Origin of the sequence: Streptomyces sp. NPDC057616 (genome assembly GCF_042800575.1) — a bacterium.
Classification (GTDB): Bacteria; Actinomycetota; Actinomycetes; order Streptomycetales; family Streptomycetaceae; genus Streptomyces.
This window is the reverse complement of sequence record NZ_JBHVGU010000020.1, coordinates 127,426-153,063: the sequence shown is the minus strand read 5'-3', so window position 1 is coordinate 153,063 and position 25,638 is coordinate 127,426. Positions and strand designations below refer to the sequence as shown.

At 72.0% G+C, this 25,638-nt stretch carries 22 protein-coding genes, 2 tRNA genes and 1 pseudogene; 14 read left to right on the top strand and 11 right to left on the bottom strand.

Features of this window, described 5'->3' with window-relative positions; translation table 11 throughout:
• The 5 genes and pseudogenes from ACFU97_RS25400 to ACFU97_RS25380 all read right to left on the bottom strand — a co-directional run.
• A pseudogene (locus tag ACFU97_RS25400) lies at positions 1 to 1,007 on the bottom strand (RNA polymerase sigma factor); the annotation flags it as partial.
• Positions 1,008 to 1,048: 41 nt separating this feature from the next.
• A complete protein-coding gene (locus ACFU97_RS25395; RefSeq protein ID WP_384260519.1) occupies positions 1,049 to 1,468 on the bottom strand; it encodes a YciI family protein in 420 nt (139 codons plus the stop codon).
• Between the two features lie 162 nt (positions 1,469 to 1,630).
• A tRNA-Pro gene (locus ACFU97_RS25390) sits at positions 1,631 to 1,705 on the bottom strand.
• Positions 1,706 to 1,718: 13 nt separating this feature from the next.
• A tRNA-Glu gene (locus ACFU97_RS25385) sits at positions 1,719 to 1,790 on the bottom strand.
• 85 nt (positions 1,791 to 1,875) lie between these two features.
• Positions 1,876 to 3,240: a hypothetical protein gene (locus ACFU97_RS25380; RefSeq protein WP_384260516.1), complete on the bottom strand. Its 1,365-nt coding sequence runs from the start codon at positions 3,238 to 3,240 to the stop codon at positions 1,876 to 1,878.
• 333 nt (positions 3,241 to 3,573) lie between these two features.
• Here ACFU97_RS25380 and metG point away from each other — a divergent pair, with 333 nt between their 5' ends.
• From metG to ACFU97_RS25365, 3 genes are read left to right on the top strand one after another with little or no spacing between them, the layout of a single operon-like run.
• Positions 3,574 to 5,124 carry a methionine--tRNA ligase gene (gene metG / locus ACFU97_RS25375; protein ID WP_384260514.1) on the top strand — a complete coding sequence of 517 codons (1,551 nt, stop codon included), beginning with the start codon at positions 3,574 to 3,576 and terminating at the stop codon, positions 5,122 to 5,124.
• Between the two features lie 30 nt (positions 5,125 to 5,154).
• Positions 5,155 to 5,937, top strand: coding sequence for a tRNA(His) guanylyltransferase Thg1 family protein (locus ACFU97_RS25370; RefSeq protein WP_384260512.1), 783 nt, complete (start codon positions 5,155 to 5,157; stop codon positions 5,935 to 5,937).
• 50 nt (positions 5,938 to 5,987) lie between these two features.
• Complete coding sequence (locus ACFU97_RS25365; RefSeq protein ID WP_384260509.1) at positions 5,988 to 6,578, top strand: exonuclease domain-containing protein; 591 nt, start codon at positions 5,988 to 5,990, stop codon at positions 6,576 to 6,578.
• A 9-nt stretch (positions 6,579 to 6,587) separates the two neighbouring features.
• On the opposite strand, the gene ACFU97_RS25360 is transcribed toward ACFU97_RS25365, so the two are convergent.
• The gene (locus ACFU97_RS25360; RefSeq protein WP_384260507.1) at positions 6,588 to 6,911 is read right to left on the bottom strand and encodes an antibiotic biosynthesis monooxygenase family protein; all 324 of its coding nucleotides are present in this window, start codon (positions 6,909 to 6,911) and stop codon (positions 6,588 to 6,590) included.
• A gap of 125 nt (positions 6,912 to 7,036) precedes the next feature.
• On the opposite strand from ACFU97_RS25360, the gene pepN reads away from it, so the two are divergent.
• A complete protein-coding gene (gene pepN / locus ACFU97_RS25355; protein ID WP_384260504.1) occupies positions 7,037 to 9,472 on the top strand; it encodes an aminopeptidase N in 2,436 nt (811 codons plus the stop codon).
• Positions 9,473 to 9,571: 99 nt separating this feature from the next.
• Here pepN and ACFU97_RS25350 read toward each other — a convergent pair whose 3' ends face one another.
• A complete protein-coding gene (locus ACFU97_RS25350) occupies positions 9,572 to 11,572 on the bottom strand; it encodes a glycoside hydrolase family 97 catalytic domain-containing protein (protein WP_384260502.1) in 2,001 nt (666 codons plus the stop codon).
• A 206-nt stretch (positions 11,573 to 11,778) separates the two neighbouring features.
• Positions 11,779 to 12,675: a lysozyme gene (locus ACFU97_RS25345; RefSeq protein WP_384260500.1), complete on the bottom strand. Its 897-nt coding sequence runs from the start codon at positions 12,673 to 12,675 to the stop codon at positions 11,779 to 11,781.
• A gap of 127 nt (positions 12,676 to 12,802) precedes the next feature.
• On the opposite strand from ACFU97_RS25345, the gene ACFU97_RS25340 reads away from it, so the two are divergent.
• Positions 12,803 to 13,702 carry a PfkB family carbohydrate kinase gene (locus ACFU97_RS25340; protein WP_384260498.1) on the top strand — a complete coding sequence of 300 codons (900 nt, stop codon included), beginning with the start codon at positions 12,803 to 12,805 and terminating at the stop codon, positions 13,700 to 13,702.
• 97 nt (positions 13,703 to 13,799) lie between these two features.
• On the opposite strand, the gene ACFU97_RS25335 is transcribed toward ACFU97_RS25340, so the two are convergent.
• Positions 13,800 to 14,375 carry an ester cyclase gene (locus tag ACFU97_RS25335; protein WP_384260495.1) on the bottom strand — a complete coding sequence of 192 codons (576 nt, stop codon included), beginning with the start codon at positions 14,373 to 14,375 and terminating at the stop codon, positions 13,800 to 13,802.
• Positions 14,376 to 14,478: 103 nt separating this feature from the next.
• On the opposite strand from ACFU97_RS25335, the gene ACFU97_RS25330 reads away from it, so the two are divergent.
• Both ACFU97_RS25330 and ACFU97_RS25325 read left to right on the top strand, forming a co-directional pair.
• A complete protein-coding gene (locus tag ACFU97_RS25330; RefSeq protein ID WP_384260493.1) occupies positions 14,479 to 15,090 on the top strand; it encodes a TetR/AcrR family transcriptional regulator in 612 nt (203 codons plus the stop codon).
• 251 nt (positions 15,091 to 15,341) lie between these two features.
• Positions 15,342 to 16,592: an MFS transporter gene (locus tag ACFU97_RS25325; RefSeq protein ID WP_384260490.1), complete on the top strand. Its 1,251-nt coding sequence runs from the start codon at positions 15,342 to 15,344 to the stop codon at positions 16,590 to 16,592.
• A gap of 105 nt (positions 16,593 to 16,697) precedes the next feature.
• Here the strand turns inward: ACFU97_RS25325 and ACFU97_RS25320 are convergent, their stop codons facing one another.
• A complete protein-coding gene (locus ACFU97_RS25320; RefSeq protein ID WP_384260624.1) occupies positions 16,698 to 17,603 on the bottom strand; it encodes a LysR family transcriptional regulator in 906 nt (301 codons plus the stop codon).
• Between the two features lie 119 nt (positions 17,604 to 17,722).
• Between ACFU97_RS25320 and ACFU97_RS25315 the strand changes: the two genes are divergently transcribed.
• From ACFU97_RS25315 to ACFU97_RS25290, 6 genes are all read left to right on the top strand, one after another.
• Positions 17,723 to 18,706 carry a fumarylacetoacetate hydrolase family protein gene (locus tag ACFU97_RS25315; protein ID WP_384260488.1) on the top strand — a complete coding sequence of 328 codons (984 nt, stop codon included), beginning with the start codon at positions 17,723 to 17,725 and terminating at the stop codon, positions 18,704 to 18,706.
• Positions 18,703 to 19,665, top strand: coding sequence for a cyclase family protein (locus tag ACFU97_RS25310; RefSeq protein WP_384260486.1), 963 nt, complete (start codon positions 18,703 to 18,705; stop codon positions 19,663 to 19,665). Before ACFU97_RS25315 ends, ACFU97_RS25310 begins: the two co-directional genes overlap by 4 nt.
• Positions 19,666 to 19,752: 87 nt before the next feature.
• On the top strand, positions 19,753 to 20,889 hold the full coding sequence (locus tag ACFU97_RS25305) for an FAD-dependent oxidoreductase (protein WP_384260483.1): 1,137 nt from the start codon (positions 19,753 to 19,755) through the stop codon (positions 20,887 to 20,889).
• A complete protein-coding gene (locus ACFU97_RS25300; protein ID WP_384260480.1) occupies positions 20,886 to 21,926 on the top strand; it encodes an amidohydrolase family protein in 1,041 nt (346 codons plus the stop codon). The genes ACFU97_RS25305 and ACFU97_RS25300 overlap by 4 nt, the downstream gene beginning before the upstream one ends.
• Positions 21,927 to 21,935: 9 nt before the next feature.
• Positions 21,936 to 22,874, top strand: coding sequence for a VOC family protein (locus ACFU97_RS25295; RefSeq protein ID WP_384260478.1), 939 nt, complete (start codon positions 21,936 to 21,938; stop codon positions 22,872 to 22,874).
• Between the two features lie 19 nt (positions 22,875 to 22,893).
• Positions 22,894 to 23,871: a fumarylacetoacetate hydrolase family protein gene (locus ACFU97_RS25290; protein ID WP_384260476.1), complete on the top strand. Its 978-nt coding sequence runs from the start codon at positions 22,894 to 22,896 to the stop codon at positions 23,869 to 23,871.
• Between the two features lie 23 nt (positions 23,872 to 23,894).
• On the opposite strand, the gene ACFU97_RS25285 is transcribed toward ACFU97_RS25290, so the two are convergent.
• Positions 23,895 to 24,845: a LysR family transcriptional regulator gene (locus tag ACFU97_RS25285; protein WP_384260474.1), complete on the bottom strand. Its 951-nt coding sequence runs from the start codon at positions 24,843 to 24,845 to the stop codon at positions 23,895 to 23,897.
• Between the two features lie 113 nt (positions 24,846 to 24,958).
• On the opposite strand from ACFU97_RS25285, the gene ACFU97_RS25280 reads away from it, so the two are divergent.
• The gene (locus ACFU97_RS25280; RefSeq protein ID WP_384260471.1) at positions 24,959 to 25,615 is read left to right on the top strand and encodes a LysE family translocator; all 657 of its coding nucleotides are present in this window, start codon (positions 24,959 to 24,961) and stop codon (positions 25,613 to 25,615) included.
• Positions 25,616 to 25,638: the final 23 nt, after the last annotated feature.

The following is a 25,638-nucleotide window of genomic DNA, read 5'->3' as shown; positions in this document are numbered from 1 at the left end:
GCCGTGTCCAGGTCGCCGTCGCGCTCGTGGAGGTGTGCCGCCACCGCCGTGTATCGGGGCAGCGAGGCGTCCAATTCCGCGAGCGCGGCCAGGCCGGCGCGCGGTCCGTCGGCCTCGCCGACGGCGACCGCGCGGTTGAGGCGGACGACGGGGCTGCCGGTGAGGCCGGCGAGCTCGTCGTACCACTCGACGATCTGCACCCAGTCGGTCTCCTCGGCGGTGGGCGCGTCGGCGTGCAGGGCGGCGATGGCGGCCTGTGCCTGGAACTCGCCCAGCTGGTCGCGGGCCAGCGCGGCCTGCAGGATCGCGACGCCCTCGGCGATCGCGTTCGTGTCCCACCGGCCGCGGTCCTGCTCGGCGAGCGGCACCAGGCTGCCGTCCGGCGCGGTGCGGGCGGCGCGCCGGGCGTGGTGGAGCAGCATGAGGGCGAGCAGCCCCGCCACCTCGGGGTGGTCGATCGCCGCGGCGAGCTGCCGGGTGAGCCGGATGGCCTCGGCGACCAGGTCGACGTCGCCGGAGTAGCCCTCGTTGAAGACCAGGTAGAGGACGCGCAGCACGGTGGCGACGTCGCCGGGCTGCTCGAACCGCACGCCGGAGACGGTGCGCTTGGCCCGGCTGATGCGCTGCGCCATGGTCGCCTCGGGCACCAGGTAGGCCTGGGCGATCTGCCGGGTGGTCAGCCCGCCGACCGCGCGCAGCGTGAGCGCCACCGCGGACGACGGGGTGAGGGAAGGGTGGGCGCAGAGGAAGTAGAGCTGGAGCGTGTCGTCCACGCCGGACGCCGGGCCGGGCTCCGGCTCCTCGTCGACGCGGTCCTCGCGTCTGCGGCGGGCGGAGTCCGCGCGGGTCGCGTCGAGGAACTTGCGCCAGGCCACGGTGATGAGCCAGCCCTTGGGATCCCGCGGCGGGTCATCCGGCCAGACGCGCACCGCCTCGACCAGGGCGTCCTGCACCGCGTCCTCGGCCGCCGCGAAGTCGGCTCCGCGGCGGACGAGGACGGTGAGCACGCTTGGTGTGAGGCTCCGGTGCAGGGCCTCGTTCATCTGCGTCACGTGCAGGGACACTCCTCGACGGTGTGCGACGCGGTCAGGAACGGGCGCAGCTCCAGCCACTCGTGGATCGGCCTGCCGCCCGCCCCGGGCGCCGCCGACAGCTCCCCGGCCAGCTCCACGGCGCGCTCCTCGCTGTCGACGTCGATGATCATCCAGCCGGCGATGAGGTCCTTGGTCTCGGCGAACGGCCCGTCGGTGACCGGCGGCCGCCCCTCGCCGTCGTAGCGGACGAAGGTGCCCTCGGGGGCGAGCGCCTTGCTGTCGACGAACTCGCCGGTCTTCTCGAGTTTGGCCGCGAAGTCGTTCATGTACTGCACGTGGGCGGAGATCTCCTCCGGCGTCCACTGCGCCATGGGGACGTCGTTCACCGCGGCCGGGGCACCGCGGTAGTGCTTGAGCAGCAGGTACTTCGCCATCGTGTTCCTCCTCGCTGGTGCGACCCATTGTGGTCGCGTTCACCGCGGGGACGGAGCAGGCCCACGGTTCTCGACATCACCGCCGAGATTTCTTCCGCGTCACCGCCCAGGTTCTTTTCCGCATCACCGCCGAAGTCCTTTCCGAGCCGATGCGCATGGCCATGGACACCGGGGCAGGATTCGAACCTACGTCCACCCGGTCCCGAGCCGGGCGCTCCACCGCAGAGCTTCCCGGTGTCCATGAGCCGGCCGACGAGGGCAGGGCTCGAACCTGCGTCCAGCCGGTTGAGAGCCGGCCGCTCCACCACTGAGCTACCTCGTCGAGTCCCGATCCTCCCCACCGCCGGGCGGGAAGGTCAACGGATTTCCAAGGTCAACGGACGTCCACGGTCAATGGATGTCCAGGGTCAACGGATGTCCGTCGCCGCGGGCCGCAGCGGTCTGCCGGAGAAGACCCCCGCCGACCGCAGCAGCGACGCCAGCATCGGATCGGCGACGCTCACGCCGTGCACCAGCTCGGGCGTGGCCCGGAACGGCACCGCGTGCACCACCCGCCGGGCCCGTGTCCAGCCGCGGCGCTCCGGGTCGACCCCATGGCGCCGGCACACCTGCTCGACAAGCCACTGCGGGCACTCCGTCTCACCGCGCAACACATGCCAGGGAAGCGGCAGTTCGGCCCACACGTCGGTGTCCGGATGCAGCCCGCCGCCCGACTGACGGTGCCACGCCGCCACGTCCGCCGCGACGAGCAGCACCACCTTGCCGGGGCACAGCCGCTCCAGGATGCTCTGCGCGCCCATCGCCTCCAGCAGGGCGAACCAGTTGGCGCGCGCCGTGGTCCAGGCCCGGGCCGCCTGATTCCAGCTGGTGGAGTCCTGGCCGCGCTCGACGATCATCGTCGTACGGTCCACGGACTGCTTCCGCCACAGCGTCTCCATCTGCTCGGCCACGTCGAGCAGGATGCGGTACCAGCGGCCCAGCAGCAGCCCGCGCCGCTCGTCGTCCACCTGCTTGAGCACCTCGGCGGTGGGGTGCACCTGCGCGATGGCGAACCAGTTCGCGGCAGCCGGGTCGAGCCGCCGGAACAGCGCGTCGGCCACCTCGTCGTAGGCACGCTGCTGGCCCTGGACGGTGAACTCGGCGCGCAGATTGGCCCGGGCGGTCAGGTAGGCGACGAACGCCGCCGTGCCGGGGTCGGCCGCGAACTCCTCGTACGGCAGCCGCGAGGCGAGTCCGCTCTTGCCGATCATCGTGATCTGGCGCTTGCGCTGCTCGACCAGGATGCGCGCGAGCTTGGCCTCCATGCGCCGCAGCAGCCGGAACCGCTTGTTGTACTGGCGCTTGGAGATGTCGCCGAGTCCCGCCCCGGCGCGCTCGTCGCGGTTGAGCCGGTCGGCGAGGAAGTCGCTGCGCCCGTACTCCTTGCGGATCTCCTCACCCGCGGCCCGGATGACCGCCTCGACACGCGCCGGGTCGTCACCGGCCTCGGCGGGCAGCGCGCTCACGGTGTCGAACAGCTGGGCCGCGCGGGCCAGTTGGCGCTGCGCGCCGACGGGGCGGGCGAAGTCCTCCAGCATCGAGGTGTAGCCGTGCCACAGCCGGCGCAGCGAGTTCCGGGTGGCCTTGTCGAGGGCCCTGCGGGTCTTCCGGTCCAGCCCGCCCGGGGTCGCGTCGAGCAGGTCGTTGATCAACTGGGCCACGTCCTCGGGGCGCTTGCGCTGACCGAGGGAGGCATGCAGCTCCCGCAGCAGCTGCTCGGTGGTCGAGGACATGCGGATCAGGCTGACACGCCCGCTCGCACGTCTCCACCGGATATCACCCCGGCCGGCCGACCGGTTCAACGGTCCGCCCGGTTCAACAGGCCGTTCGGCTCAACGAGCCGTTTGGCTCAACAGGCCGTTCGTTCAAGGGCCGTGGGAAAAGCGGATGCCCGCCGTGCGGGGCCGTCGCTACCATGGATTCCATGATCACGCCTTCGTCCCAGCACCGCATGATGCCCCGCTCACGGGGCTGCTGAGCGCGGACGCACATCGACATCCGAGGCCCCGGGGACGGGGCCCCGACGTGTTGTACGGACCTGGCCCCGCCGCCCGGCAGGAGGAGCCATGACCGCATCACGGCACTACATCACCACGACCATCCCGTACGTCAACGCCCGCCCGCACCTCGGCTTCGCCCTGGAACTGGTGCAGGCGGACACCCTGGCCCGGCACCATCGGCGGCGCGGTGACCGGGTGAGACTGGTCGGCGGGACCGACGACAACTCCCTCAAGAACGTCCTGGCCGCGGCGGCAGCGGGCGTCGACGTGCGGACGCTGGTCGACCGCAACGCCGCGGCGTTCGAGGCGCTGCGCGGCCCGCTGGCGCTGTCCTTCGACGACTTCATCCGCACCAGCCGCGATCCGCGCCACCGGGTCGGGGTGGAACGGCTGTGGCAACGGTGCGCCGCGGCGGGCGACTTGTACCGCAAGGAGTACGAGGGGCTGTACTGCGTCGGCTGCGAGCAGTTCTACACGGAGGACGAACTGCCCGGCAGACGCTGCGCCGAACACGGCACCCGGCCCGAACGGGTCGCGGAGGAGAACTGGTTCTTCCGGCTCTCCCGTTACGCCGACGACCTGCACGACCTGATCTCCCGCGGCACCCTGCGCATCGAACCGGCCGCCCGCCGCAACGAGGTCCTCGCCCTGATCTCCGGCGGACTGCACGACTTCTCCGTCTCCCGCTCCCACACGCGCGCCCGCGGCTGGGGCATCCCCGTGCCCGGCGATCCCGGCCAGGTCGTCTACGTCTGGTGGGACGCGCTGGGCAACTACGTCACCAGCCTCGGCTACGGCACCGGGGACCCGGCGTACGAGCGTTGGTGGGTGCACGGCGACCGCCGAACTCATCCGGTCGGCAGTGGCGTTGTCCACTTCCACGCCGTCCGCTGGCCGGCGATCCTGCTGTCGGCGGGGCTGCCGCTGCCCACCGACATCCTCGTCCACGACTACCTCGCCGTCGACGGCCGCAAGATCAGCAAGTCCGGCGGGACCACGGTCGATCCGGTCGCCCTGTCCGACACGTACGGCACCGACGCGGTGCGCTGGTGGCTGCTGCGCGAGGTGCCGCGCGTCGGTGACGCCGACTTCACCCTCGACCGGCTCCTCGCCCGCGCCGACCAGGACTTCGCGGGCGGACTGGGCAGTCTCGTCCACCGCATCGCGACGATGGTCCACCGATACCGGGGCGGGAAGGCGCCCGCCCTCGGCACCGACCGGTACGCCGTGTCGCCTCTCCTCGAGGCGTGCGGGAAGGCGCCCGGCCGGGTCGACGCCGCGCTGGCCGACCACGACTTCCGCCGTGCGGCCGACGCCGTGTGGGCCGTCGTGGAGGAGGCGAACCGCTGCATCGCCGACACCCGCCCCTGGGAACTGGCCCGAGCCGAACGGCAGGGCAACGCCGGCGCCGCCGAACGCCTCGACTCGGTCCTGGCCGCCCTGATCACGGCATGCCGCGTCCTCGCCGACGAGCTGAGCTCCTTCATCCCCGGCGCCGCCGCCCGCATCACGCACCAAGTGACCCCCGTAGGCGGCCTGTTGCCGCCCACGAGCCCGCTCTTCCCGCGCCTCCACGATATTTCCCGCGCCGAACCCCGCCCCGTCCCCCTACCCTGAGCGCCCAGATCCCGAAGAGGAGCGACACCCGTGAGCGACCGCACCGCGCTGGGCGACCGCATGAAGCGTCATGAGGCCGCGTACCGCACCGTTCTGCCGCGGCGGACCTACACCGTCGTCCGCGTCGACGGCCGCTCCTTCTCGTCCTATCTGCGCGGCGCCGAGAAGCCCTTCGACGAGGCGTTCATGGGGGACATGGACGCGACCGCCGCGGCGCTGTGTGCCGAGATCACCGGGACCGTGTTCGCCTATGCGCAGTCCGACGAGATCAGTCTGCTCGTGACCGATTTCGCCAGTGCGCAGACCGAGCCCTGGTTCGGTGGTGTCGCGGCGAAGTGGCTCAGTGTCTCCGCCTCGTTGGCGACGGCGGTCCTCAACGAACGCCGGCCCGGGCGCCGCGCGCTCTTCGACGCGCGGGTGTTCACCCTCGCCGATCCGGTCGAGGTGGCGAACTACTTCCTGTGGCGGCAGCGCGACGCCGTGCGCAACTCCATCAGCATGGCGGCCCAGGCCCACTTCTCCCACCGGCGCCTCGACGGCGTCTCCACGAACGGCATGCAGGAACTCCTGTGGTCCGAAGCGGGTGTGAACTGGAACGACTACCCCGACGGCTGCAAGCGGGGCCGCGTCACCGTGCGCCGTACGGGCGAGCGGCCGGTCGAGTACGTCGACGGACGAACGCGCGAGCAGGTGCGCACCACCGCGATCCGCTCCTGGTGGGAGACGACGCCGGCCCCGCGCTTCACCACCGAGCCCGGCGCGTGGCTCGCGGCGACGATTCCCGCGCTTCCCACCCTGGTCAGGGAAGAATGAACCGCAGCCGTCGCGCGCGCAGTTGACATTCCAGCCAGAGGTGAGCCGTTTTGCGTACGTTCGTTCTGTTCGATCTCGAATTCACGACATGGCCGGAGGCGCTCGAGCAGGACTGGTCGGCGGCGGGGCAGCTTCGGGAGATCGTGCAGATCGGGGCGCTGCGCCTGCGCGAGGACCTCTCCGTGGCCGAGGAGTTCGAGGCGCTGGTGCGGCCCGTGGTCAATCCGCGAGTGTCCGCGTTCTTCACCGAGCTCACCGGCATCGACCAGGAGACCGTGGACCGGGACGGGATGGCCCCGGCCGAGGCCCTCGGTGCGTTCCTCGGCTTCTGCCGGGGTCAGTCCGTGCTCTCCTCCGGCAACGACATGGTCGTGATCGGGGAGAACGTGGGCTGGGCGCGTGCCCGCGGCGAGGCGGTCGAGAACGGCTACCTGGGTGCCCATTTCCTCAACATCCGGCCCTGGATCAACACCGTCGCGCCGGTGACCTCGACCGCCAACACGGGGCGCCTCTGGCAGACGCTGGGGCTCCCCAAACCCGCGGCCGGGCACGAGCATTCGGCGCTTTTCGACTGCTATTCCTTCGCCGCGGCGCTCAGGCATCTGTGCGCCACGGGGGCCGTCCTGCCGGCAGGGGTCTGACGCGCGCCCTCAGTTCGGCTGCTCGCGGTGGTCCAGAACCTCGTAGTGCGCCGATCGCTCGTCGAAGTCCGAGAGCACCGCCCGCGCCTCCGCGGGCACATGCGCCGTCTCGTAGTCCTCACCCATGAACGACCGGACGGAGTCGAGGGATTCGAACCACATGATGGTCATGAACTCCACGTCGTCGTCCCGCTCGCGCCGCACCAGGTCGATCGAGAGGAAGCCCGGGATGCGCCGCTCCTCGATCCCGGGGATCACCTGCCCCCGGACGACGCGCTCGTAGGCGTCGGCGTTCTCGGGCGTGGTCCAACCCCGCCATACGCGACAGATCATGGGGCGAGTCCAGTTCGCCACCTGTGCGCGCATCGCGGTTGCGGGACACGCGCCCTCGAAAATCCCTGCGCCCTCCGCCGCCCTCCGGCATACGCTTGCGCCCGCTGTCCGACGAGGGAGAACGCATGGGGATCCGAAGCCTGACCCGCACCGAGGCCGAGCGCCGGGCGGCGCTGCTGGCCGTCGAGCGGTACGCCGTGGACATCGACTTCACGGGCCTGCCCGACGGTCCCGAGGTGCGTTGCGTGTCCACCGTGACCTTCACCTGTCGCGAACCGGGCGCGGAGACCTTCGTGGACTGCGCGGCACAGGTGGTCGCCGCGACACTGAACGGGAAGGCGGTCTCCGCCACGGACGAAGGCCGTATTCCGCTGCCCGGCCTGGCCGAGCACAACGTTCTACGCGTGGAGAGCGTCCAGGCGGACACCGCCACGGGCGAGGGCGTGCACAAGGCCGTCGACCCCGCGGACGGCGAGGTCTACGTGTGGACGAGCTTCGAGCCGGACGAGGCGCGGTTCGTGTGGGCCTGCTTCGACCAGCCCGACCTCAAGGCACCGCACGCGTTCACCGTCACGGCCCCGTCCGCGTGGATCGTCACGAGCAACTCCGGTGACCCGCGCGTCGAGGACCTGGGCACGGCCCGTCGCTGGGTCTTCCCCGACACTCCGCCGCTGGCCGTCTACAACACGGTGGTCAACGCGGGCCCCTTCCACGAGCTGCGCCGCGAGGCCGACGGCCACGATCTCGGCCTGTTCGCCCGCCGTTCCCTCGCGGACGTCCTCGACCGCGACGCCGACGAGATCTTCACCCTCACCCAGCAGGGTCTGGCCTTCTACGCCGAGGCCTTCGCGATGCCGTTCCCGCAGCGCAAGTACGACCAGGTGTTCATGCCGGAGTTCGGCGGCGCGATGGAGAACTACGGCTGTGTGACGTGGTCGGACGGCTTCCTGCAGCGGGCGACGCCGACGCCCGCCGAGCGGGAGCTGCTGGCCGTGGTGCTGCTGCACGAGATGGCGCACATGTGGTTCGGCAACATCGTCACCATGCGCTGGTGGGACGACCTCTGGCTGAACGAGGCGTTCGCGGAGTTCGCCTGCCACTGGGCCGCCGAGGGCGCCACCCGGTACACCGACGCCTGGGCCGGCCACCTGGTCGGCGACAAGCTCAAGGCGTACCTGGCCGACCAGGGCCCGGCCTCGCACCCGATCCACCAGCCCATCCACGACGTCGCCCAGGCCGCGTCGATCTTCGACAACATCACGTATCCCAAGGGCGCCTCGGTCCTCCAGCAGCTCATGACGTACGTGGGCGAGGAGCGCTTCCGGGCCGGCATGGCCGCCTACTTCGCCCAGCACGCCTGGGGCAACACCACCCTCCAGGACCTGATCGACGCCCTCGCGAAGGCCGGCGGGCGGGACCTGGACACCTGGCGCACCGCGTGGCTCGCGACGGCCGGCACCGACCGCTTCACCGTCGAGCGCGACGGCGGGCAGGTCACGCTGGTGGCCGCCGGCGCTCCGCGGCCGCAGGTGCTCGCCGTGGGCGCCTACCGCGACAGCGGCGAGGCGCTGGAGCGTACGGCGCTGGTGCGCGTGGAGGTGACGCGGCCTCGTACCGAACTCACCGGTCTCCCGGCCGGCGCGGACGTCCTGCTGATCAACGACGACGACCTCACCTTCGCCACCGCCCGCCCCGACGCCGCCACGAGGGACGCCCTGTTCTCCTCGGCCGCGCGTCTGCCCACCGCCATCTCGCGGGGCGTGGCCGCCGCCACCGTCTGGGACATGCTGACGACCGGTGAGGCCTCGGCGGCGGAGGCCGGCCGCTGCGTCACCGGGATTCTGGCGGTCGAGTCGTCCGACGCGGTGATCGAGCCGTATCTGACCCTCGCCTCCGACATCGCCGAGCTGTGGGCGCCGGCCGGCGAGCGCCCCGGCCTGACCGCGGAGGTGGCGGCCGTGTGCCGCCGTCTCGCCGCCGACGCGGGCCGCCGGCAGGTGGCGCTGCGCGGGCTGGCCCGTACCGCGACCACCGCGGACGATCTGGCCTGGCTGCGCGAACAGGCGGGCGACGACGTCGACCTGCACTGGCGCGCGCTGGTCCGCGAGGCGGAGCTCGGCGGGGACGTCGCGGCCGAGTCGGCCCGTCTGCTGGCACGCGACCCCGACCCCGACGCCTGGATCCGCGCCCTCACCGTCCGGGCCGCCCGGCCCGACGCGGACGCCAAGGCGGAGGTCTGGCGGAAGGTCGCCGTCGAGCGGGCCGTGCCCGTGCACGCGGTCGGCCAGGTGACGGCCGCGTTCTGGCGCCCCGGCCAGGAGGCCCTTCTGGCCCCGTACGCCGAGCACTACCTGGAGGCGGTTCCCCGCCTGGACCAGGGCGGCATGATCCTGGCGATGGTCTTCACCAACCGCCTCTTCCCGCAGCACGGCATCGACGACGCCTACGTCGACACGGCCCGACGCGCCGCCGAGGACGCGGCCCCGGTGGTCCGCAAGACACTCCTCGAGCGGTCGGACGCCGTGCGCCGGATGCTGCGGTCCCGGAGCCGTACGGTCTGATCCGCGGCAGGCCCGCCGCCGGGCGGACTCGTACGACCGCCGCCGCCGTCGTTGAACGACGGCGGCGGCGACGTACGGCGTACGTGGCCAACTGCCGTGTCACCGATAGCAGGTGGTGATGCCCGGGTGCCATGGGCAGGCGATGCCGGCGAAGCCGCCGCCCGCGACGACGTCGACGCCCAAGGTGTCGCCGCCGCGCAGCACCTGCCGATGGGGGACGAGTCCGCCGGTGCCGTCCTGGATCGTCTCCACCAGCCATCGTCCCGTGCCGACGGAGAGCGGGACCTGGTCCGTGCGGGCGGCGCCGGCGTACACCGCGCCCAGGAACCAGCGGTCGCCGCTGCGGCGTGCGAGCACCGCCTCCTGGCCCGGCTCCCCGGCGAGCAGCCGGGTGTCGTCCCAGGCGGCGGGGATCTGCTCGAAGAAGGCGCGGGCGAGCGGCCGGGCGTCGTACGACTCCGGGGTGCCCGCGAGCATCTGCAGGCCCGACTCGTAGACGACCGCCAGTCCGGTCTCGGCGGCGTCGGAGTTGGGGCGCAGGCCGACGCGCTGGAACGCGCCCGGGGTGAAGTCCATGGAACCGATGACGTTGCGGGTGAAGGGCAGGGTGGTGAGGTGGACGGAGGTGTTCGTCCGCTTCTCCTCGCCGCCGACGCCCTCCAGGGTCATGACCTGGGGCCAGGTGCGCTGGATGCCCTTGGGGATCGTCGATCCGTGGAAGTCGACCATGAGGTGGTGGGCGGCGGTCTCCGGAAGGATGGCGTCGTACCACTGGAGCATGGACTGCGCCTCGGAGTTCATGAAGTCGATCTTGACGCCCTTCACTCCCCACCGCTCCAGGGTGGGCAGCCACCGCGCGCGCTCCTCGGGGGTGTCGAGGTCGCGCTGGTGGATCCAGACGACGATGCCGACGCCCTTCTCGCGTGCGTAGTCGACGAGTTGGGGCATCCAGCTGTCGGTCTGCCAGTCGGGGTCTGTGGTGTCCCATGCGTCGGTCTTGAAGTACCAGCCGGCGTCGACGGCTTCGTAGGGCCAGTGCCGTGCGGCGGCGTAGTCGACGTAGGCCTTCTGCGCCGCGAGGCTCTGCCCGGCCTCCCTGCCGCCGGCCAGCCAGGTCCACAGAACGGTGCCGGGGCGGATCCACGAGGGGTCGGCGACCTTGGAGGCGGGGGCGAGGTCGTCGGTGAAGGTGGAGCGGGTGACGGTGGCGAGGTCACCGGTCACCAGCGCCCGCCAGGGCGTGGCGAGCGGGCCGTCGGTGTGGACCCGGTCGTCGGCGAGCTTGATGCGGTAGGTGCCGGTGCCCTGCTCGTGGGCGAGGCGGGCCCCGGAGTACCGGCCGGTGAGGTCGGACTCGGCGAGCAGCGTGTAGCCGCCGCCGGTGGCGAACAGGGCCTGGTCGGAGTACTCGCCGGTGGGCGCCGTGGCGGCCGTCGACCGACTGAACGGGCCCTCGTTGTCGACCCGGTAGGTGCTGAGCCACGCGCTCGCGTCCGGCGGCAGGTTGAAGGCCGACGCCTCACCGAGCACGTCGCCGTGCGCGGCGGGCAGGACGTACCGGTAGGCGACGCCGTCCGCCGACGTACGGACGACGAGGTCCATCCGGGCGCCCGCGGCCGTCGCGAACGACAGGCGGGTCTCGTTCATCAGGACCCGGCGGTCCGAACGCTTGCCGGACGTCGCCCGGTACCGCTCGGCGACCACCCGGTCGCGGCGGTGCAGGAAGTGCAACTGCCGCGAGAAGTCGGCCTGTTCGGTCACGATGCCGACCGGCGACGGCTCGATCACCGTCCGGCCGCCACGGGACACGGTCAGGCTCAGTGACCCGGTGGTGTCGTCCAGGGATATCCGCGCCTGTGGTTCACGCGCGATGGCGGTGCGTGCGGTGGCGGTGCGTGCGGTGGCGGCGTCCGCGGTGGCGGCGTCCGCGGTGGCGGCGCGTCCGGGACCGGACACGGACCAGACGTGCTCCTTGGGCGCGGCGTCCTGGTCGGCCCGCGCGGGCCCGGTCGTCATGAGCGTCGACGCCAGCCCGGCGCAGAATACGGCGACCACGGCCCTGAACGGTATCGGCGAGCGTTTCCCCGGCGACGAGGTCATCGTCGTCCTCCCAGACCTGACGGATCATCGATACATCGGGTGTCTGGGGGAACGTAAGCATCCTGCGCACCTCTGTCAACGACGGCGACAGAACTGACACTGCGCGAAGATGCGCTGAACTAGGCTGAGCAGGAAGCGGGTTCAGGGCCTCCCACCCATCTCAACAGTGCCGATGGAGCTGCTCGGCTCATCCGATGTATCGGACCTCAGCCGAGCGCGAACTTCTGGAGCTTGTCCGCGGTGTCGTAGAAGCGGTCGTGGTCGCCGACGTTCGGACCGGACGAGGTGTACTGCCACATCGTGTACGACTTCCAGCCCGCGGGGAGCGTTCCCGCGGTGGAGGCGTAGCGGGCGATCCAGAGAGGGTTGGTGGCACCGAACCCGTTGTAGTTGCCCGTGCAGTCGGACCACCAGGCAGTGGCCGTGTAGATGACGGCGTCGCGGTGGGTGCGCGCCTTGTAGCGGTTCAGGAAGTCGCCGATCCAGGTGACCATGGCGCTCTTGGACATGCCGTAGCAGGCGTCGCCGTAGGGGTTCCACTCGATGTCGAGCGCGCCGGGCAGGGTCTTGCCGTCGGCCGTCCACCCTCCCCCGTGGGCGAGGAAGTAGTCGGCCTGCGTGGTGCCGCTGGTGGTGTCCGGCGTGGCGAAGTGGTACGCGCCGCGGACCATGCCGACGCCGTAGGGGCCGTTGTACTGCTGGGTGAAGTAGGGGTTGGTGTAGTAGGTGCCCTCGGTGGCCTTCGCGTAGGCCCATCGCACGCCGCTGCTCCAGAGGGTGGGCCAGGCGACGTCGCCCTGGTAGCTGGCGACGTCGACGCCTTCGGCCTGGTTCACCCGCAGGGCCGGGGTGGTGCCGGGCGCGGTGCCGGGGGCCTCGTGGGCGCGGACCCCGATGCCCATGTACGCGCTGCCGCGCACGGGGACGGGGGTGGGGGAAGGGGCGGAGGAGGGGACGGGCTCGGGCTCGGGCGATACGCCATCGGCTCTCGCGAGCGCGGCCGGCAGTCCGGACAGGGACAGGAGGAGGCCGGCCAGGGCGGCGACGAGGCGCAGTCGTGAGCGGCCATTCTGGGGAGTTATGGAGCTTCGCACGCAATCCATCTGACCCCGCGGTGTTCCGGGGCGCACCTCAAGTACCGCCCAAAGAAGGCATTCCGGCTCTGACGTGTTGTCTTTTCCGTCGGTTCGTACACTGACCGAAGGTCGGGGCGGGAGGAGGTGCCGGCGGGTGGAGCCTGCGAGGAAGAGGCGCCCTGTAGGGCTGTTCGTCGGCCTGTGCACGCTGGACGTCATCCAGCTCGTGGACCGTGTGCCGGCCGCCGACGAGAAGCTGACGGCTCGTGAGCAGGTCGTCGCCGCGGGCGGCCCGGCGGCCAACGCCGCGGCCGCGTTCGGCCACTTGGGGGGTGCGGCCCGGCTGCTCACCGCGGTCGGCTCCCATCCCCTCGGACGCGCGGCCACCGCGGATCTCGAAGGGCTGGGCGTGACGGTGACGGATCTCGCGGCCGGCTCACCTGAGCCGCCCGCCGTGTCCTCCATTCTGGTGACCGCGTCCAGCGGGGAGCGTGCCGTCGCCTCCACCAACGCCGTCGGCCACCGGCTGACGCCGCCCGGCGACCTCGACGCGTGGGTGGCGGCCTGCGACATCGTCGAGTTCGACGGCCATCACATGGAGCTGGCCCTGGCCACCGCCCGCGCCGCCCGTGCCGCAGGCCGGACGACCGTCCTGGACGCGGGCAGCTGGAAGGACGGCACGCGGGACCTGCTGCCGCACATCGACGTGGCCGTCTGCTCGGCCGACTTCCGTCCGCCGGGCGTGGACACCGTGCCGGAGACCTTGCGGTTCCTGCGGAGACATGGAGTCGCCTGGTCGGCGGTCAGCCGCGGAGGGCGGCCCATCGTGTGGTCGGGCCCCGACGACGGCGGCACGGTCGAGGTGCCGACGGTCCGGGTGGCGGACACGCTGGGGGCCGGCGACTTCCTGCACGGCGCCCTCACCCACGGCCTCGCCACCACCGCGGCCCACGGCCTCACACCGGAGACCTTCACCGAAGCACTCCGCTGCGCGGCTTCGGTGGCGGCCCGATCGTGCGCTTCGTTCGGGACGAGGGCGTGGATGCGGGAGTGACGGGACGGCGGCGGGACCGGACACCGCCAATGCCGCATCCGCAGCCGCGGTTGTCGCCGTCGCGGCTGTTATCGCCACAGCCGCACTCGGCCCGTCCTCAGCCCCGCTCCCCCTGACCACCACCCCGCACCAGCGCAGCCGCCGTCGCCGCCTCCGCCGACACCTGGTCGGCGGCACGCGCCGCCCTCCCGGTCACCTTCCAGGCGACCATGCGCAGCGCGGTCGCCGGGGACGGCGGGAAGACGCCCAGCTGACCCAGCATGCCGATGTCGTCGCGCACGGCCTCGTGGCCGGCCACCTTGCCGTCGCGTACGTCGAGGACGTGGATCTGCTCGAAGTCGACGGCCCGGCCGGTCGGCGGTACGGCCTGGTCGAGTGCGCCGTCCCGGAAGCGGACGAAGGGCCCCGTGTGCCGGCCCTGCATGCGCAGCCGTATCCAGACCTGCCCGTCGTTGCGGGCGACAGCGAGGACTGGGAAGCGCAGGTCGGCGAAGGCGGAGCGCATCCACGCGCTCGACGCGAGCACCCCCGCCGGCCCGGGAACCGCGCAGGCCGCGGGCGACACGGCCGACTCGCGATTGCGGAACTCCTCGTGCACGACCTCCGCCGCGAGGGCCGGATCCCCGGTCTCGAGAACCCGGAAGAGGCCGTGGGCCAGCTCGGTGGCGTCCATGCCCATTGCGTTGATCCCTTTCGACGGCTCGGCGCTCCGCGTGTGCGGTCGACGCATTGAGGTTACAGCACGCCTAATGAATTCATCACCGTACGATGGCGCCATGCCGTCCAAGCGCCGCTACGTCTCCCCGCTGCGCGAGCAGTCAGCCGCGCGGACCCACGCGCTGATCCTCGACCGGGCCACGGAACTGTTCGCCGACCGCGGCTACGGCCGGGTGACCGTCGCCGACATCGCCGCCGCGGCCGGTGTCGCCTCGAAGACCGTCTTCGCGAGCGTCGGCAGCAAGAGCGACATCCTGAACCGGATCGTGGACCGCGGCGTCTCGGCCTCCGGACACGAGCAGGCCATGAAGGACCTGCTCCAGCTGCGCACCCCCGAATCGGTCCTCAAGGCGCTCGCCCATGGCACGCGGGTGGGCAACGAGGACCAGTTCGCCGTGCACGAGGCCATCCGCAAGGCACTCCCCGTCCACGAGGACGGCGAGGCCCTCTGGGAGCGGGCGACCGCGGCCTACCGTGAGGCCCTCGACACCGCCGCCCGCCATCTGCACACGCTGTCCGCGTCACCCTCCCACTCGGTGCAGGAGACGGCCGACCTGCTGTGGTTCTGGTTCGGTCCCTCCGGCTGGCGGGCCCTCGTGGTCGAGAGCGGCTGGTCATGGGACCGCGCCGAGGAGGTCCTCCACCACACGGCGGTCACCACGCTTCGCTGACGCGGCAGTGGAACATGTGGTTGACATTTCAAACCACACCTGCCCCCACCTCATCCACCGTGTGGATGAGCCGGATACGGGATTCGGATCGCCTGGAGGATGGCGACGGGGCCGGTCGCGCCCCATAGTCGTCCCTACCCGCACACCGCTGTCCGGTCCAGCCCCGGTCGTGCGGCCGTCCTCAGCATGCCGCGCGTCGATGACGCCTCTGTTCGGCATGCCCGCTCCCGTACACGGCCCCTGGAGTCGCCATGCCCGGTTCCGTACCGCCGCAGCCCTCGCCCCCGACGGTCGACGCCGCCGCGATGCCACCCGTACCGGTGTCGGGCCCCGCCCATCGCCTGCGGGTCACGCTGCTGATGGCGGGCAGCTGTCTGCCGATCCTGGGGGCGGTGCTCATCGCTCCGGTGCTGCCGAAGATGCAGGACCACTTCGAGACCGTCCCGGGCGCCAAGGCGCTGGTGCCGCTCGCCCTGACGATCCCGGCACTGGCGCTGGCGGTGCTGGCCCCCTTCGCAGGGGTGATCGTGGACCGGCTGGGCCGCAAACCGCTGCTGGTCGTGGCCACTTCGCTCTACGCCGTCTTCGGCACCGCCCCGCTCTGGCTGGACTCGCTCGGCGGCATCATCGCCTCCCGCGCCCTGGTCGGGGTCGCCGAGGCCGCCGTCATGACGTGCTGCACGACCCTGATCGGCGACTACTACACGGGTGGGCGGCGGGTGAAGTACCTCGCCCTGCAGACGATGTGCGCCTCCGCGTCGGCCACCGTCTTCTTCGTGCTCGGTGGTGCGGCCGGCTCGGCAGGCTGGCGCGTGCCCTTCTGGGTGTATGCCGTGAGCCTCGCGCTCGCCCCGCTGATGGCCACGCTCCTGCCCGACCCGGCGACCCACGCCGACCCGTCCCCGGCGGACACCCAACGCCCCTTCCCCGTACGGCAGATGGCCGGCGTGTGCGCCCTCACCTTCTTCGGCGCGATGGTGTTCTACACGGTCCCGGTGGAGATGTCGTACCTGCTCGACGACCTGGGCGTCGAGAACTCCGGCGCGATCGGTGTGGCCACCGCGATCGCCAGCGCCGCCACCGCGGCCGGGGCCCTTGCCTTCGCCCGCCTCAAGCGCTCCCCCGACCCGGTACTCCCCGCAGCCCTCGCCGTCTGCGCGGTCGGCTTCGGGGCGATGTTCCTCGCGGGCAACGCACCACTGCTGGTCGTCGGAGCGGTGATCAACTGCGTCGGCACGGGCATACTGCTCCCGGTCCTGCTGACCACCGCCATGTCCCGCCTGGCGTACGAGGACCGAGGCCGCGGGACGGGACTGTGGACGGCGGCCTTCTTCGGCGGAGAGTTCCTCTGCCCACTGGTCCTGCTGGCCGGGGAGGCGGCGGTCGGGAGCCTGGCGGCGGCGGTGGGCCTCCTGGGCCTGGCCACGGCGCTGGTCGCGACGGGCCTGTGGGCAACCACCCGCCGCCGGACACAACCGGTCGACCTGACGGCAACCCCCTGAAGGGGCGCGGGGAACTGCGCGACAAGCCACGACGCGCCCGCACCCGACCACCGCCCCCACCCGGCACCGCACCCACCCCCACCGCGCACCACAACCACCCCGCACTCACCCCACCAACGTCGCCCCCACCTCCGCCGCCTTCCGGCGCAGCCAGATGTGCGCGGCGTCCTGGGCGTGCACCGGATGCCACCACATGGCCTCCTGCACCGGCACGGCCTCGAACGGGCAGGGCAGCACCCGCACCGCCGCCGCCCGCACCGCCCGGCGGGCCAGTCGCTCCTGGATCATCGCGATCCGGCGCGTTCCCTCCACCATGTGCGGCAGCAACTGGAAGGTCTGCACGGAGACTTCGACCCGCGGACTGATCCCGATCATGCTGAGCTGACGCGCGGCCGGAGCGTCGTAGGGCCGCTGGTAGACCGCCCAGGGCAGCCGTGAGAGATGGTCGAGGGTAAGTTCGTCGGCGACCTCGGGATTGTCGTCGGCGACCATGCACAGCCAGCGGTCCTGATGCAGATCCACCGCGGGGAAGCCGTCGATGATGCCGTGCGGCAGCAGCAGTCCGTCGGCGGTGCTGAGCGCGGTCGCGGTGTTCTCCACCACGGCCGGCGTCGAGTGCTGGAAGGTGAGCCGGATGCCGGGTGCCTCCTGGTGCAGGGCGCGGGCCAGCGCGGAGCCGAACACGGCGGCGCCGTAGTCCGAGCAGAGCAGCGTGAACTCCCGTGTCTCGGCTGCCGGTTCGAAGTCGGCCTGGCTGGCGAAGACGCGTTCCAGCAGGTCGCACGCGGTGGCGCTGCGGTCGCGCAGGGCGGTGCCGAGCGGGGTGAGCTCGTAGCTGTTGCCGGTGCGGGAGAGCAATTCGTCGTCGAAATGGCGGCGCAGCCGGGACAGGGCCGCGCTCATCGCGGGCTGGCTCAGCCCGACGCGCTCGCCGGCTCGCGTGACGTTGCGCTCCTCCAGCAGGGCGCGCAGGGCGACGACCAGATTGAGGTCGAGTCGGGACAGGTTCACCGGGCACATCCAGGCGGTCAGGGGCATCCACTCCATGGATGAGGAGCATCCACAGGATCTATTTCCGTGATCGGCAGATCGGGGCCAGAGTAGTCCGCAACCCAGCAGGAGGACATCTGATGGCAACGCTCGCGCAACCTGCCGGCCCGTTCGCGCTCGGCGCCTTCTCCGCTCCGGGAGGTGAGCCCTTCCCCGGACTTCTGGCCAGGGAGCGGGTGCTCGACCTGAGCAGGGCGCTGGACCGGGCGCCGTCCGGGACACGCGCCGTGGTCGAACGGTGGGAGGAGACCCTTCCCGAGCTGCACGCCCTGGCCGAGGACGACACCCAGGCCTGGCTGCCGCTGGAGGACCTGCGGGTGCACGCCCCGATCGAGCCCCGGCAGATCTTCCAGTCCGGCGCCAACTACCGGCAGCACGTGATCGACCTGGAGGTCGCGCACCGCTCCCCCGACGACCCGCGTACGGTCGAGGAGGCGCGCGCCGAGATCGCCGCGATCATGGACCGCCGGGCCGCCGAGGACCTGCCGTACGTGTTCATCGGCCTGCCCACCACGATCGCCGGTCCCTACGACGACGTCGTGCTGCCCTCGTGGGCCCAACAGCCCGACTGGGAGCTGGAGTTGGCGGCCGTCATCGCCCGGCCCACCTACCGGGTCACGGTCGCGGAGGCACTGGACCATGTCGCCGGGTACACCGTCGCCAACGACCTCACCGACCGCGCGACCGTCTTCCGGCGGGACATGAAGGCCATCGGCACGGACTGGCTGCGCTGCAAGAACGCCCCCGGGTTCACCCCGCTCGGCCCGTGGCTCGTGCCCGCCGGGTCGATCGGCGACCCGGGCGATCTGCGCGTCACGCTGAAGCTGAACGGCGACACCATGCAGGACGAGTCCACCAAGGACATGCTCTTCGGCGTCGCGCGTCTGGTGTCGTACATCTCCCGGACCTCCCGCCTCCTGCCCGGTGACCTGGTGCTGACCGGCAGCCCCGCGGGCAACGGCATCCACTGGGGCCGGCTGCTGCGCGACGGCGACGTCATGGAGGGCTCCATCACCGGCCTGGGCGTCCAGCGCACCCGCTGTGTCGCGGAGGGGGCGGCATGAGCCCGGACCGCCACGACCCGGAGGGTGCGATCGCCCGGGCCGCCAAGTCGTACTCCAACTGGGGCCGTTGGGGCGAGGACGACGTCCTCGGCACCCTGAACTTCCTCGACGAGGCCAAGCGCCGCGAGGGGGCCGCGCTGGTCCGCCGCGGGGTCAGCTTCTCCCTCGCGCAGCGCTTCGACATGAACGGCCCGCAGAAGGGCTGGCGCCGGCGGACCAACCCGGTCCACACGATGCTCGACACCGGTACCGACGCCGCGCTCGGCAACCAGGGCTTCCCGCACGGGATCGGCGGCGCCGACGACGTGATCGCGATGCCCCTGCAGTGCTCCACCCAGTGGGACGGGCTCGGGCACATCTTCGATCACGGCAGGGCGTGGAACGGCCGCGCGGCCGAGAAGGTCGTCACCTCCGACGGCGACCTCGTCACCGGAATCGAGCACATGGCCGCGTACGTCGCCGGACGCGGCGTCCTGCTGGATGTGGCCCAAGTGGTCTGCGAAGACGGCGAGTTGGCCGACGGGTTCGCCATCACCGTTGAGCACCTGACACGGACCGCCGAGGCGCACGGCGTGCGGGTGGGCCGCGGCGACATCGTGCTCGTCCGGACCGGGCAGCTCGCCCGGGCCAGGCGCGACGGCTGGGGCGACTACGCGGGCGGGCCCGCGCCGGGACTGTCGTTCACCACGGCCGGCTGGCTGCACGGCACCGAGATCGCCGCGATCGCCACCGACACCTGGGGGTTCGAGGTGCGGCCCAACGAGTTCGCGCACGCCTTCCAGCCGCTGCACCAGGTCGTCATCCCCAACATGGGCCTGCTGATCGGCGAGATGTGGGATCTCGACGCGCTCGCGGCGGACTGCGCCGAGGACGGCGTGTACGAGTTCTGGCTCACCGCCGCGCCGCTCCCCATCACCGGAGCGGTCGGCTCTCCGGTCAACCCCGTCGCGGTGAAGTAGCCCGCGCGCTCCGCTCGTCCGTCGTACCGCACCTCATATCTCTGCCGCACCAAGCCGTGCCGCACCGTCCTCGGGAGGGACCCCGACATGACCGCCAGCCGCCCGCCCTCCGTCCTCGTCATCGGCGGGGGCGCCTCCGGCAACGCCGCCGGCATCCTGCTGTGCCGCGCCGGGATCGCCGTGGACCTGATCGAGGTGACACCCGACTGGCACGCCGGCACGGGCTCCGGCATCACGCTCCAGGGCAACGCCCTGCGGGTGCTGCGCGAACTGGGCGTGTGGGACGAGGTGGAGGCCTCCGGGTACGCCTTCAGCTCCCTGGGCGTGACCGCCCCCGACGGCACCGTCCTCTTCGAGGCCGAGGACATCCGGACCGGCGGCGAGGACCTGCCCGCGACCCTCGGCATGCAGCGCCCCCGGCTGCAGCAGATCCTCAGCGAGGCGGTCCGCTCCGCGGGCGCCCGCGTGCGCCTCGGTGTCACCGCCGAGACGCTCAAGCAGGACACCGACGGCGTCTCGGTGCTCTTCAGCGACGGCAGCGAGGGCCGCTACGACCTGGTGATCGCCGCCGACGGCCTCAACTCCGCCACCCGCGAGGCGATCGGCATCACCGAGAAGCCCGAGCCGACCGGCATGGCCATCTGGCGCGTCGCCGCCCCGCGGCCCGCGCGCGTCACGCGCACCGACCTCGCCTACGGCGGCCCCGCCTACATCGCCGGCTACTGCCCCACCAGCGAACACACCCTCTACGCCTACGTCGTGGAGGCGTGCCGCGAGCGCTCCGCCGTCGACCCGGCCGACCACGCCGACGAGATGCGCCGGCTGGCACGGGCCTACGGCGGCGCCTGGCCGGAGATCACCGCGCACATCACCGACCCCGGGAAGGTCAACTACACCTGGTTCCACCGGCTGCTGGTCGAGGGCTCCTGGCACCGGGGCCGGGTCGTCCTCGTCGGCGACGCCGCCCACTGCTGCCCGCCCACCATCGCCCAGGGCGCGGCCATGTCCCTGGAGGACGCCTCCGTGCTCGCCGAACTGCTCACGAGCGGACGCACTTGGGACGACGAGCTGCTGCAGGCCTACCACGACCGCCGCATCGCCCGGGTGCGCACCGTCGTCGACGCGTCCGTGCAGATCGGCCGGTGGCAGCTGGACGGCGTGCGCGACGCCGACATGGCGGGGCTGCTCGGCCGCACCATGACCGTCCTCGAGGAGCGTCCGTGACCGGCCCCTCGACCACCGATCCGCTGACGCCGTGCGGACTTTCGCCGGCACCGACGATCGATGTCCACGCCCACCTCCTGCTCCCGGAGGTCGAGGAGGCCGTCGCCGGTCACCCCTCCCTGACGGAGGCCCGCGCACTCGACGCCCGCCGCAACGGCCCCGAGGCTCTGAGCGTGAACGGCCCGATGGTCGGCGCCCGTGTGCCGAAGCTGACGGACGTGGCCGTACGCCTGGCGGCCATGGACGAGCAGGGCGTGGACCTCCAGCTGATCAGCCCGTCCCCTTCCCACTACCACTCCTGGGCGGAGCCTGAACTGGCCGCCCGCATCAGCCGGTTGGCGAACGAGGGCACCGCGGCGCACTGCGCCAAGGCACCCGACCGCCTCCACGGCCTGGGACTGGTTCCCCTCCAGCACCCTTCCCTGACCGTCGAGTTGCTGGATCACGCCCTGGAACAGGGGCTGCGGGGCGTGGAGATCTCCTCGCACGCGCCGGGCCGTGAACTGTCGGACCCGGCGTACGAGCCCTTGTGGTCGCGGGCGCGGGAGACGGGCGCGCTCCTCTTCCTCCACCCCTTCGGCTGCACCCTCGACGAGCGCCTGGACCAGTGGTACCTGTCCAACACCGTGGGCCAGCCCACCGAGAACGCGGTGGCCCTCTCGCACCTCATCTTCTCCGGCGTCCTGGACCGCCATCCGGGCCTGAAACTGATCGCGGCGCACGGCGGCGGCTATCTGCCCACGCACATCGGCCGGTCCGACCACGCCTGGCGGGTCCGCCCCGACGCCCGGCGCTGCTCACGGGAGCCGAGCACGCAGCTGCGGCAGCTCTACTTCGACTCCCTCGTCCACGACCCGCACGTCCTGCGGGAGTTGATCCGCGCCGTCGGCGCGGACCGGGTCCTGCTCGGTTCCGACTTCCCCTTCGACATGGGCACCGAGGATCCGCTCGGCGCGCTGCGCGCCGCGGACCTGCCGGACCCCGACTTCCACGCCGTGCGCGGCACGAACGCCGCCGCCCTGCTCAACCTCGCCTGAGGAGGCCCCATGAGCAACCGCCTGCTCACCCATCTGCGTCACGTCGACCTCGCCGTGCCGGACTACGACAAGCAACTCGACTTCTACGCCGGCGTCTGGGGCCTGACCAAGGTCGCCGAGGACTCCGGCATCTCCTTCCTGGCCGCCGAGGGCTCCCCCGAGCAGTACGTCGTCCGGCTGCGCAGGGCGGCCGAGAAGCGCCTCGACCTGGTCTCCTACGGCGCCGGCAGCGTGGCGGAGGTGGACACGCTCGCCGAGCAACTGCTGGCGGGCGGAGTGCGGTTGCTCTCGCAGCCGGGCACGGTGGACACCCCCGGCGGCGGGTACGGCTTCCGGTTCTTCGACGTCGACGGGCGCACCGTCGAGGTGTCCGCGGACGTGGAGGTGCGCCGGCACCGCAGGATCGAGGAGAAGGAGTCCATCCCGGTCAAGCTCTCGCACGTCGTACTGAACTCGCCCGACCTGGACCGGACCCGCGCCTGGTACGAGCGGCACCTCGGTTTCCGCCTCTCCGACACCCTGAGCTCCCCGCACCTGGGCGAGGTCATGCACTTCATGCGGATCTCCAACCGGCACCATTCCATGGCCCTCGCGAAGGGCCCGCACACCTCGTTGCACCACGTGTCGTTCGAGATGCGCGGCATCGACGAGTACATGCGCGGCTCCGGCCGTGTGATCCGGGCCGGCTACCGGAAGATCTGGGGCCCGGGGCGGCACATGGCGGGCGACAACACCTTCACGTACTTCCTGGACCCGCACGGCAACACCGTCGAGTACACGACGGAGTTGGAGCTGCTGGACGAGGACACCTGGCACCCCTCCGTCTACGACTTCTCCCGGCCCGAGGTCACCGACCAGTGGGGCACCGCGAACCCGATGAACGAACTCGTCGCCACGGAGTCCTTCAACGACCCGGACCGTGGCTGCTTCGTGGCCCCGCCGGTCTGACGGAAGGGGACCCCAACCGATGCGTTTCGCCACCTACGAACACCGGGACCGGCGCCGGGTCGCCGTCGTCGAGGAGGACGGCACGCTCCGACCGCTTCCGGGCGTCCACTCGCTGGCCGCCCTGCTGGCGGACGGCGGCGGACTGCCCGTCCTGCTCGACGCGGGCTCCGCCGCCCACGACGCCCCTCCCGGCCCCCACGTCTCCGACGTACACCTGTTTCCACCGCTCCAACCGCCCACCGTGCGGGACTTCGTGACCTTCGAGGAACACGTCGAGGGCGTACGGCGATCCGTGGACGGCGCGGTGGGCGTGCCCGCGCAGTGGTACGCGGCTCCGGCCTTCTACTTCACCAACCCCTATGCCCTGTACGGCCCGTACGACGACATCCCGGTGCCTCCGGGTTCGGTCGCGCTCGACTTCGAGCTCGAGGTAGCGGCCGTGATCGGCGAGCCGGGCCGCGACCTCACCCCCGGGGAGGCCCGCCGGCACATCGTCGGCTACACGGTCCTCAACGACTGGTCGGCCCGCGACCTGCAGTCCGCGGAGATGCGGGTGGGCCTCGGGCCGTGCAAGGGCAAGGACACCGCGACGACGCTGGGCCCGTACCTGGTGACGGCCGACGAGCTGGAGAGGCACCGCGACGAGGACGGCTTCCTGCGGCTCGCGCTGACCGCCTCGGTCAACGGCGAGGTGGTCGGCAAGGACCTGCTGTCCAACATGAGCTGGACCTTCGAGGAGATGGCCGCCTACGCCTCGCGCGGCACCTGGGTGCGCCCCGGCGACGTGCTCGGCTCCGGCACCTGCGGCAACGGCGGCTGCCTCGCCGAGCTGTGGGGCGTGCGCGGCCGGCAGGATCCGCCGCCGCTGAAGCCCGGCGACACGGTGACGCTCACCGTCGAGGGCATCGGCACCGTATCCAACACCGTGGTCACCGGGCCGGATCCGGTCCCCCTGCCGGCCGGCCGCCGCCGCGGCCGGGAGCGGCCATCACCATGACCGGACCGCCCGCCTCCCCGTCGTCAGGCAGGAGGCTCCCGATCGGCCTCCTGCCACGCGGCCGCCCGCTCCCGCGCCACATCGCGCAGGAGCCCGAGGAACACCTCCACCAGCGGGGTCAGTGTGGTGTCGGTCTGCGTGAGCGCGTGGATCCGGCGGTGCAGCAGCGGCCGCGCCAGCTCGCGGTGCGTGGTGCCGGACACGTGGGTGAGCGCCAGCCGGGAGACCAGGGCCACGCCGCTGCCCGCGCCGACCAGTGCCTGGGCGACGTCGAACGACTCGGTCTCGAAGCGCACCCTGGGGGTGAACCCCGCCTCCTTCGCTGCCCGGTCGAACTGCTCCCGGGCGGCACTGCCGGCCATGATCGACACCCATGCCTCGTGACGCAACTGCTCCAGGCGCAAAGGGGTTTCGGGCGACGGTCCGGTGGCCAGCGGATGATCGGCCGGGAGGACCAGGACCAGCGGATCGAGCAGCAGCGGATGCGCGGCGAGCTGCGGCGGAAACGTGTACGCGTCGCTCCACAGGGCGGCCACCGCCAGATCGAGCCGGCCTGCCTCGACCTCGCCCGGGCCCCGCTCGGAGATGACGTCGACGACGGAGACGTCGGCGTCGGGATGGCGGTGGCGCAGGGCCACGAGGGCGGGCGGCACGAGATGCAGGGCGGCCGCCTGGAACGCGCCGACGCGCAGCCGCAGCGACAGATGCCCCAGCAGAGCCGCCATGTCCTCCCCGGCCTTCTCCACGGTCTCGTCGACGACCCGGCCGTGGGTGGCGAGCAGGGCTCCTGCCTCGGTGAGCCGCGCGCCACGCGGGCCGCGGACCACGAGGGGCACCTGCCACTGCCGCTCGGCCCTGGCCACCTGCTGGGTCACCGCGGCGGGCGTGAGCCGGAGCGCCTCCGCCGCCGCGGTCAGCGAGCCGAACTCCCCGATCAGGGCGAGCAGCCGCAGCTGGCCTGGATCCACACGCATACAGTCAGCTTAATGCTGTAGCCATCTTGCTTAACTTCTCTTAACGCCAGATCCCGGACAGGCTCGGTGGTGAGCCGGACCGACACCACCGCCCGATCCCGGAAGGCCTCGCCGTGCCCACGCATCTCACCGCGTTCCTGATCACCACCTGGCTGCTGGCCATGCTGCCCGGCGCCGGTCAGGCGCTCATGATCCGGCAGGTCCTGACGGGCGGACTGCGTGCGGCGCGAGGCACGATCCTCGGCAACGCGAGCGGGCTGCTGGTCTGGTCCCTCGCCGCCGCGGCCGGGCTGTCGGCCGTCCTGCTGGCCAGCCCCCGCGCCTACGCAGTCGTACGGATCGTGGGCGGCGTGGTGCTGGTGGCGATCGGGGTGAGCACCTTGCGCGCCGCGCGCTCGACCCCCGCCCGGGCCGTGACCGACGCCGAGGCCGCGGCGGCTACCCGGGCCGTGACCGAGGCGGGCGACCGCGCCGGTGCCGGGGGCGGCTACCTCATGGGGCTCGGCACCTGCCTCGGCAATCCCAAGGCCGGCGTGTTCGCGGTGTCGGTGCTGCCGCAGTTCGTCACCACGTCCGGTCCCGTCTTCCTGTCGAGCACGTTCCTCGGTGTGGTCTGGGCGCTGGTGAACGTCTCCTGGTACGTGCTGTTCACCTGGGGCGTGAACCGCGGCCGCGCCCTGGTCTCCCGGCCGGCCGTCCAGCGCAGGCTGCGCCTGGTCACCGGTGTCGTCCTGCTCCTGCTCGGTGTGGCGGTGGCGGCCGGCGCCTGACGGCGGCACCCCAGCCGGTGGGG

What these genes read in the sequence shown, in the direction of transcription:
- ACFU97_RS25325 (WP_384260490.1), top strand. Translation starts at nt 15,342, where the DNA reads ATGCCCGGTTCCGTACCGCCGCAGCCCTCGCCCCCGACGGTCGACGCC.
- ACFU97_RS25310 (WP_384260486.1), top strand. Translation starts at nt 18,703, where the DNA reads ATGAGCCCGGACCGCCACGACCCGGAGGGTGCGATCGCCCGGGCCGCC.
- ACFU97_RS25315 (WP_384260488.1), top strand. Translation starts at nt 17,723, where the DNA reads ATGGCAACGCTCGCGCAACCTGCCGGCCCGTTCGCGCTCGGCGCCTTC.
- ACFU97_RS25380 (WP_384260516.1), bottom strand. Translation starts at nt 3,240, where the DNA reads ATGTCCTCGACCACCGAGCAGCTGCTGCGGGAGCTGCATGCCTCCCTC.
- ACFU97_RS25305 (WP_384260483.1), top strand. Translation starts at nt 19,753, where the DNA reads ATGACCGCCAGCCGCCCGCCCTCCGTCCTCGTCATCGGCGGGGGCGCC.
- ACFU97_RS25330 (WP_384260493.1), top strand. Translation starts at nt 14,479, where the DNA reads ATGCCGTCCAAGCGCCGCTACGTCTCCCCGCTGCGCGAGCAGTCAGCC.
- ACFU97_RS25360 (WP_384260507.1), bottom strand. Translation starts at nt 6,911, where the DNA reads ATGATCTGTCGCGTATGGCGGGGTTGGACCACGCCCGAGAACGCCGAC.
- ACFU97_RS25290 (WP_384260476.1), top strand. Translation starts at nt 22,894, where the DNA reads ATGCGTTTCGCCACCTACGAACACCGGGACCGGCGCCGGGTCGCCGTC.
- ACFU97_RS25335 (WP_384260495.1), bottom strand. Translation starts at nt 14,375, where the DNA reads ATGGACGCCACCGAGCTGGCCCACGGCCTCTTCCGGGTTCTCGAGACC.
- ACFU97_RS25295 (WP_384260478.1), top strand. Translation starts at nt 21,936, where the DNA reads ATGAGCAACCGCCTGCTCACCCATCTGCGTCACGTCGACCTCGCCGTG.
- ACFU97_RS25350 (WP_384260502.1), bottom strand. Translation starts at nt 11,572, where the DNA reads ATGACCTCGTCGCCGGGGAAACGCTCGCCGATACCGTTCAGGGCCGTG.
- pepN (WP_384260504.1), top strand. Translation starts at nt 7,037, where the DNA reads ATGGGGATCCGAAGCCTGACCCGCACCGAGGCCGAGCGCCGGGCGGCG.
- ACFU97_RS25345 (WP_384260500.1), bottom strand. Translation starts at nt 12,675, where the DNA reads ATGGATTGCGTGCGAAGCTCCATAACTCCCCAGAATGGCCGCTCACGA.
- ACFU97_RS25285 (WP_384260474.1), bottom strand. Translation starts at nt 24,845, where the DNA reads ATGCGTGTGGATCCAGGCCAGCTGCGGCTGCTCGCCCTGATCGGGGAG.
- ACFU97_RS25395 (WP_384260519.1), bottom strand. Translation starts at nt 1,468, where the DNA reads ATGGCGAAGTACCTGCTGCTCAAGCACTACCGCGGTGCCCCGGCCGCG.
- metG (WP_384260514.1), top strand. Translation starts at nt 3,574, where the DNA reads ATGACCGCATCACGGCACTACATCACCACGACCATCCCGTACGTCAAC.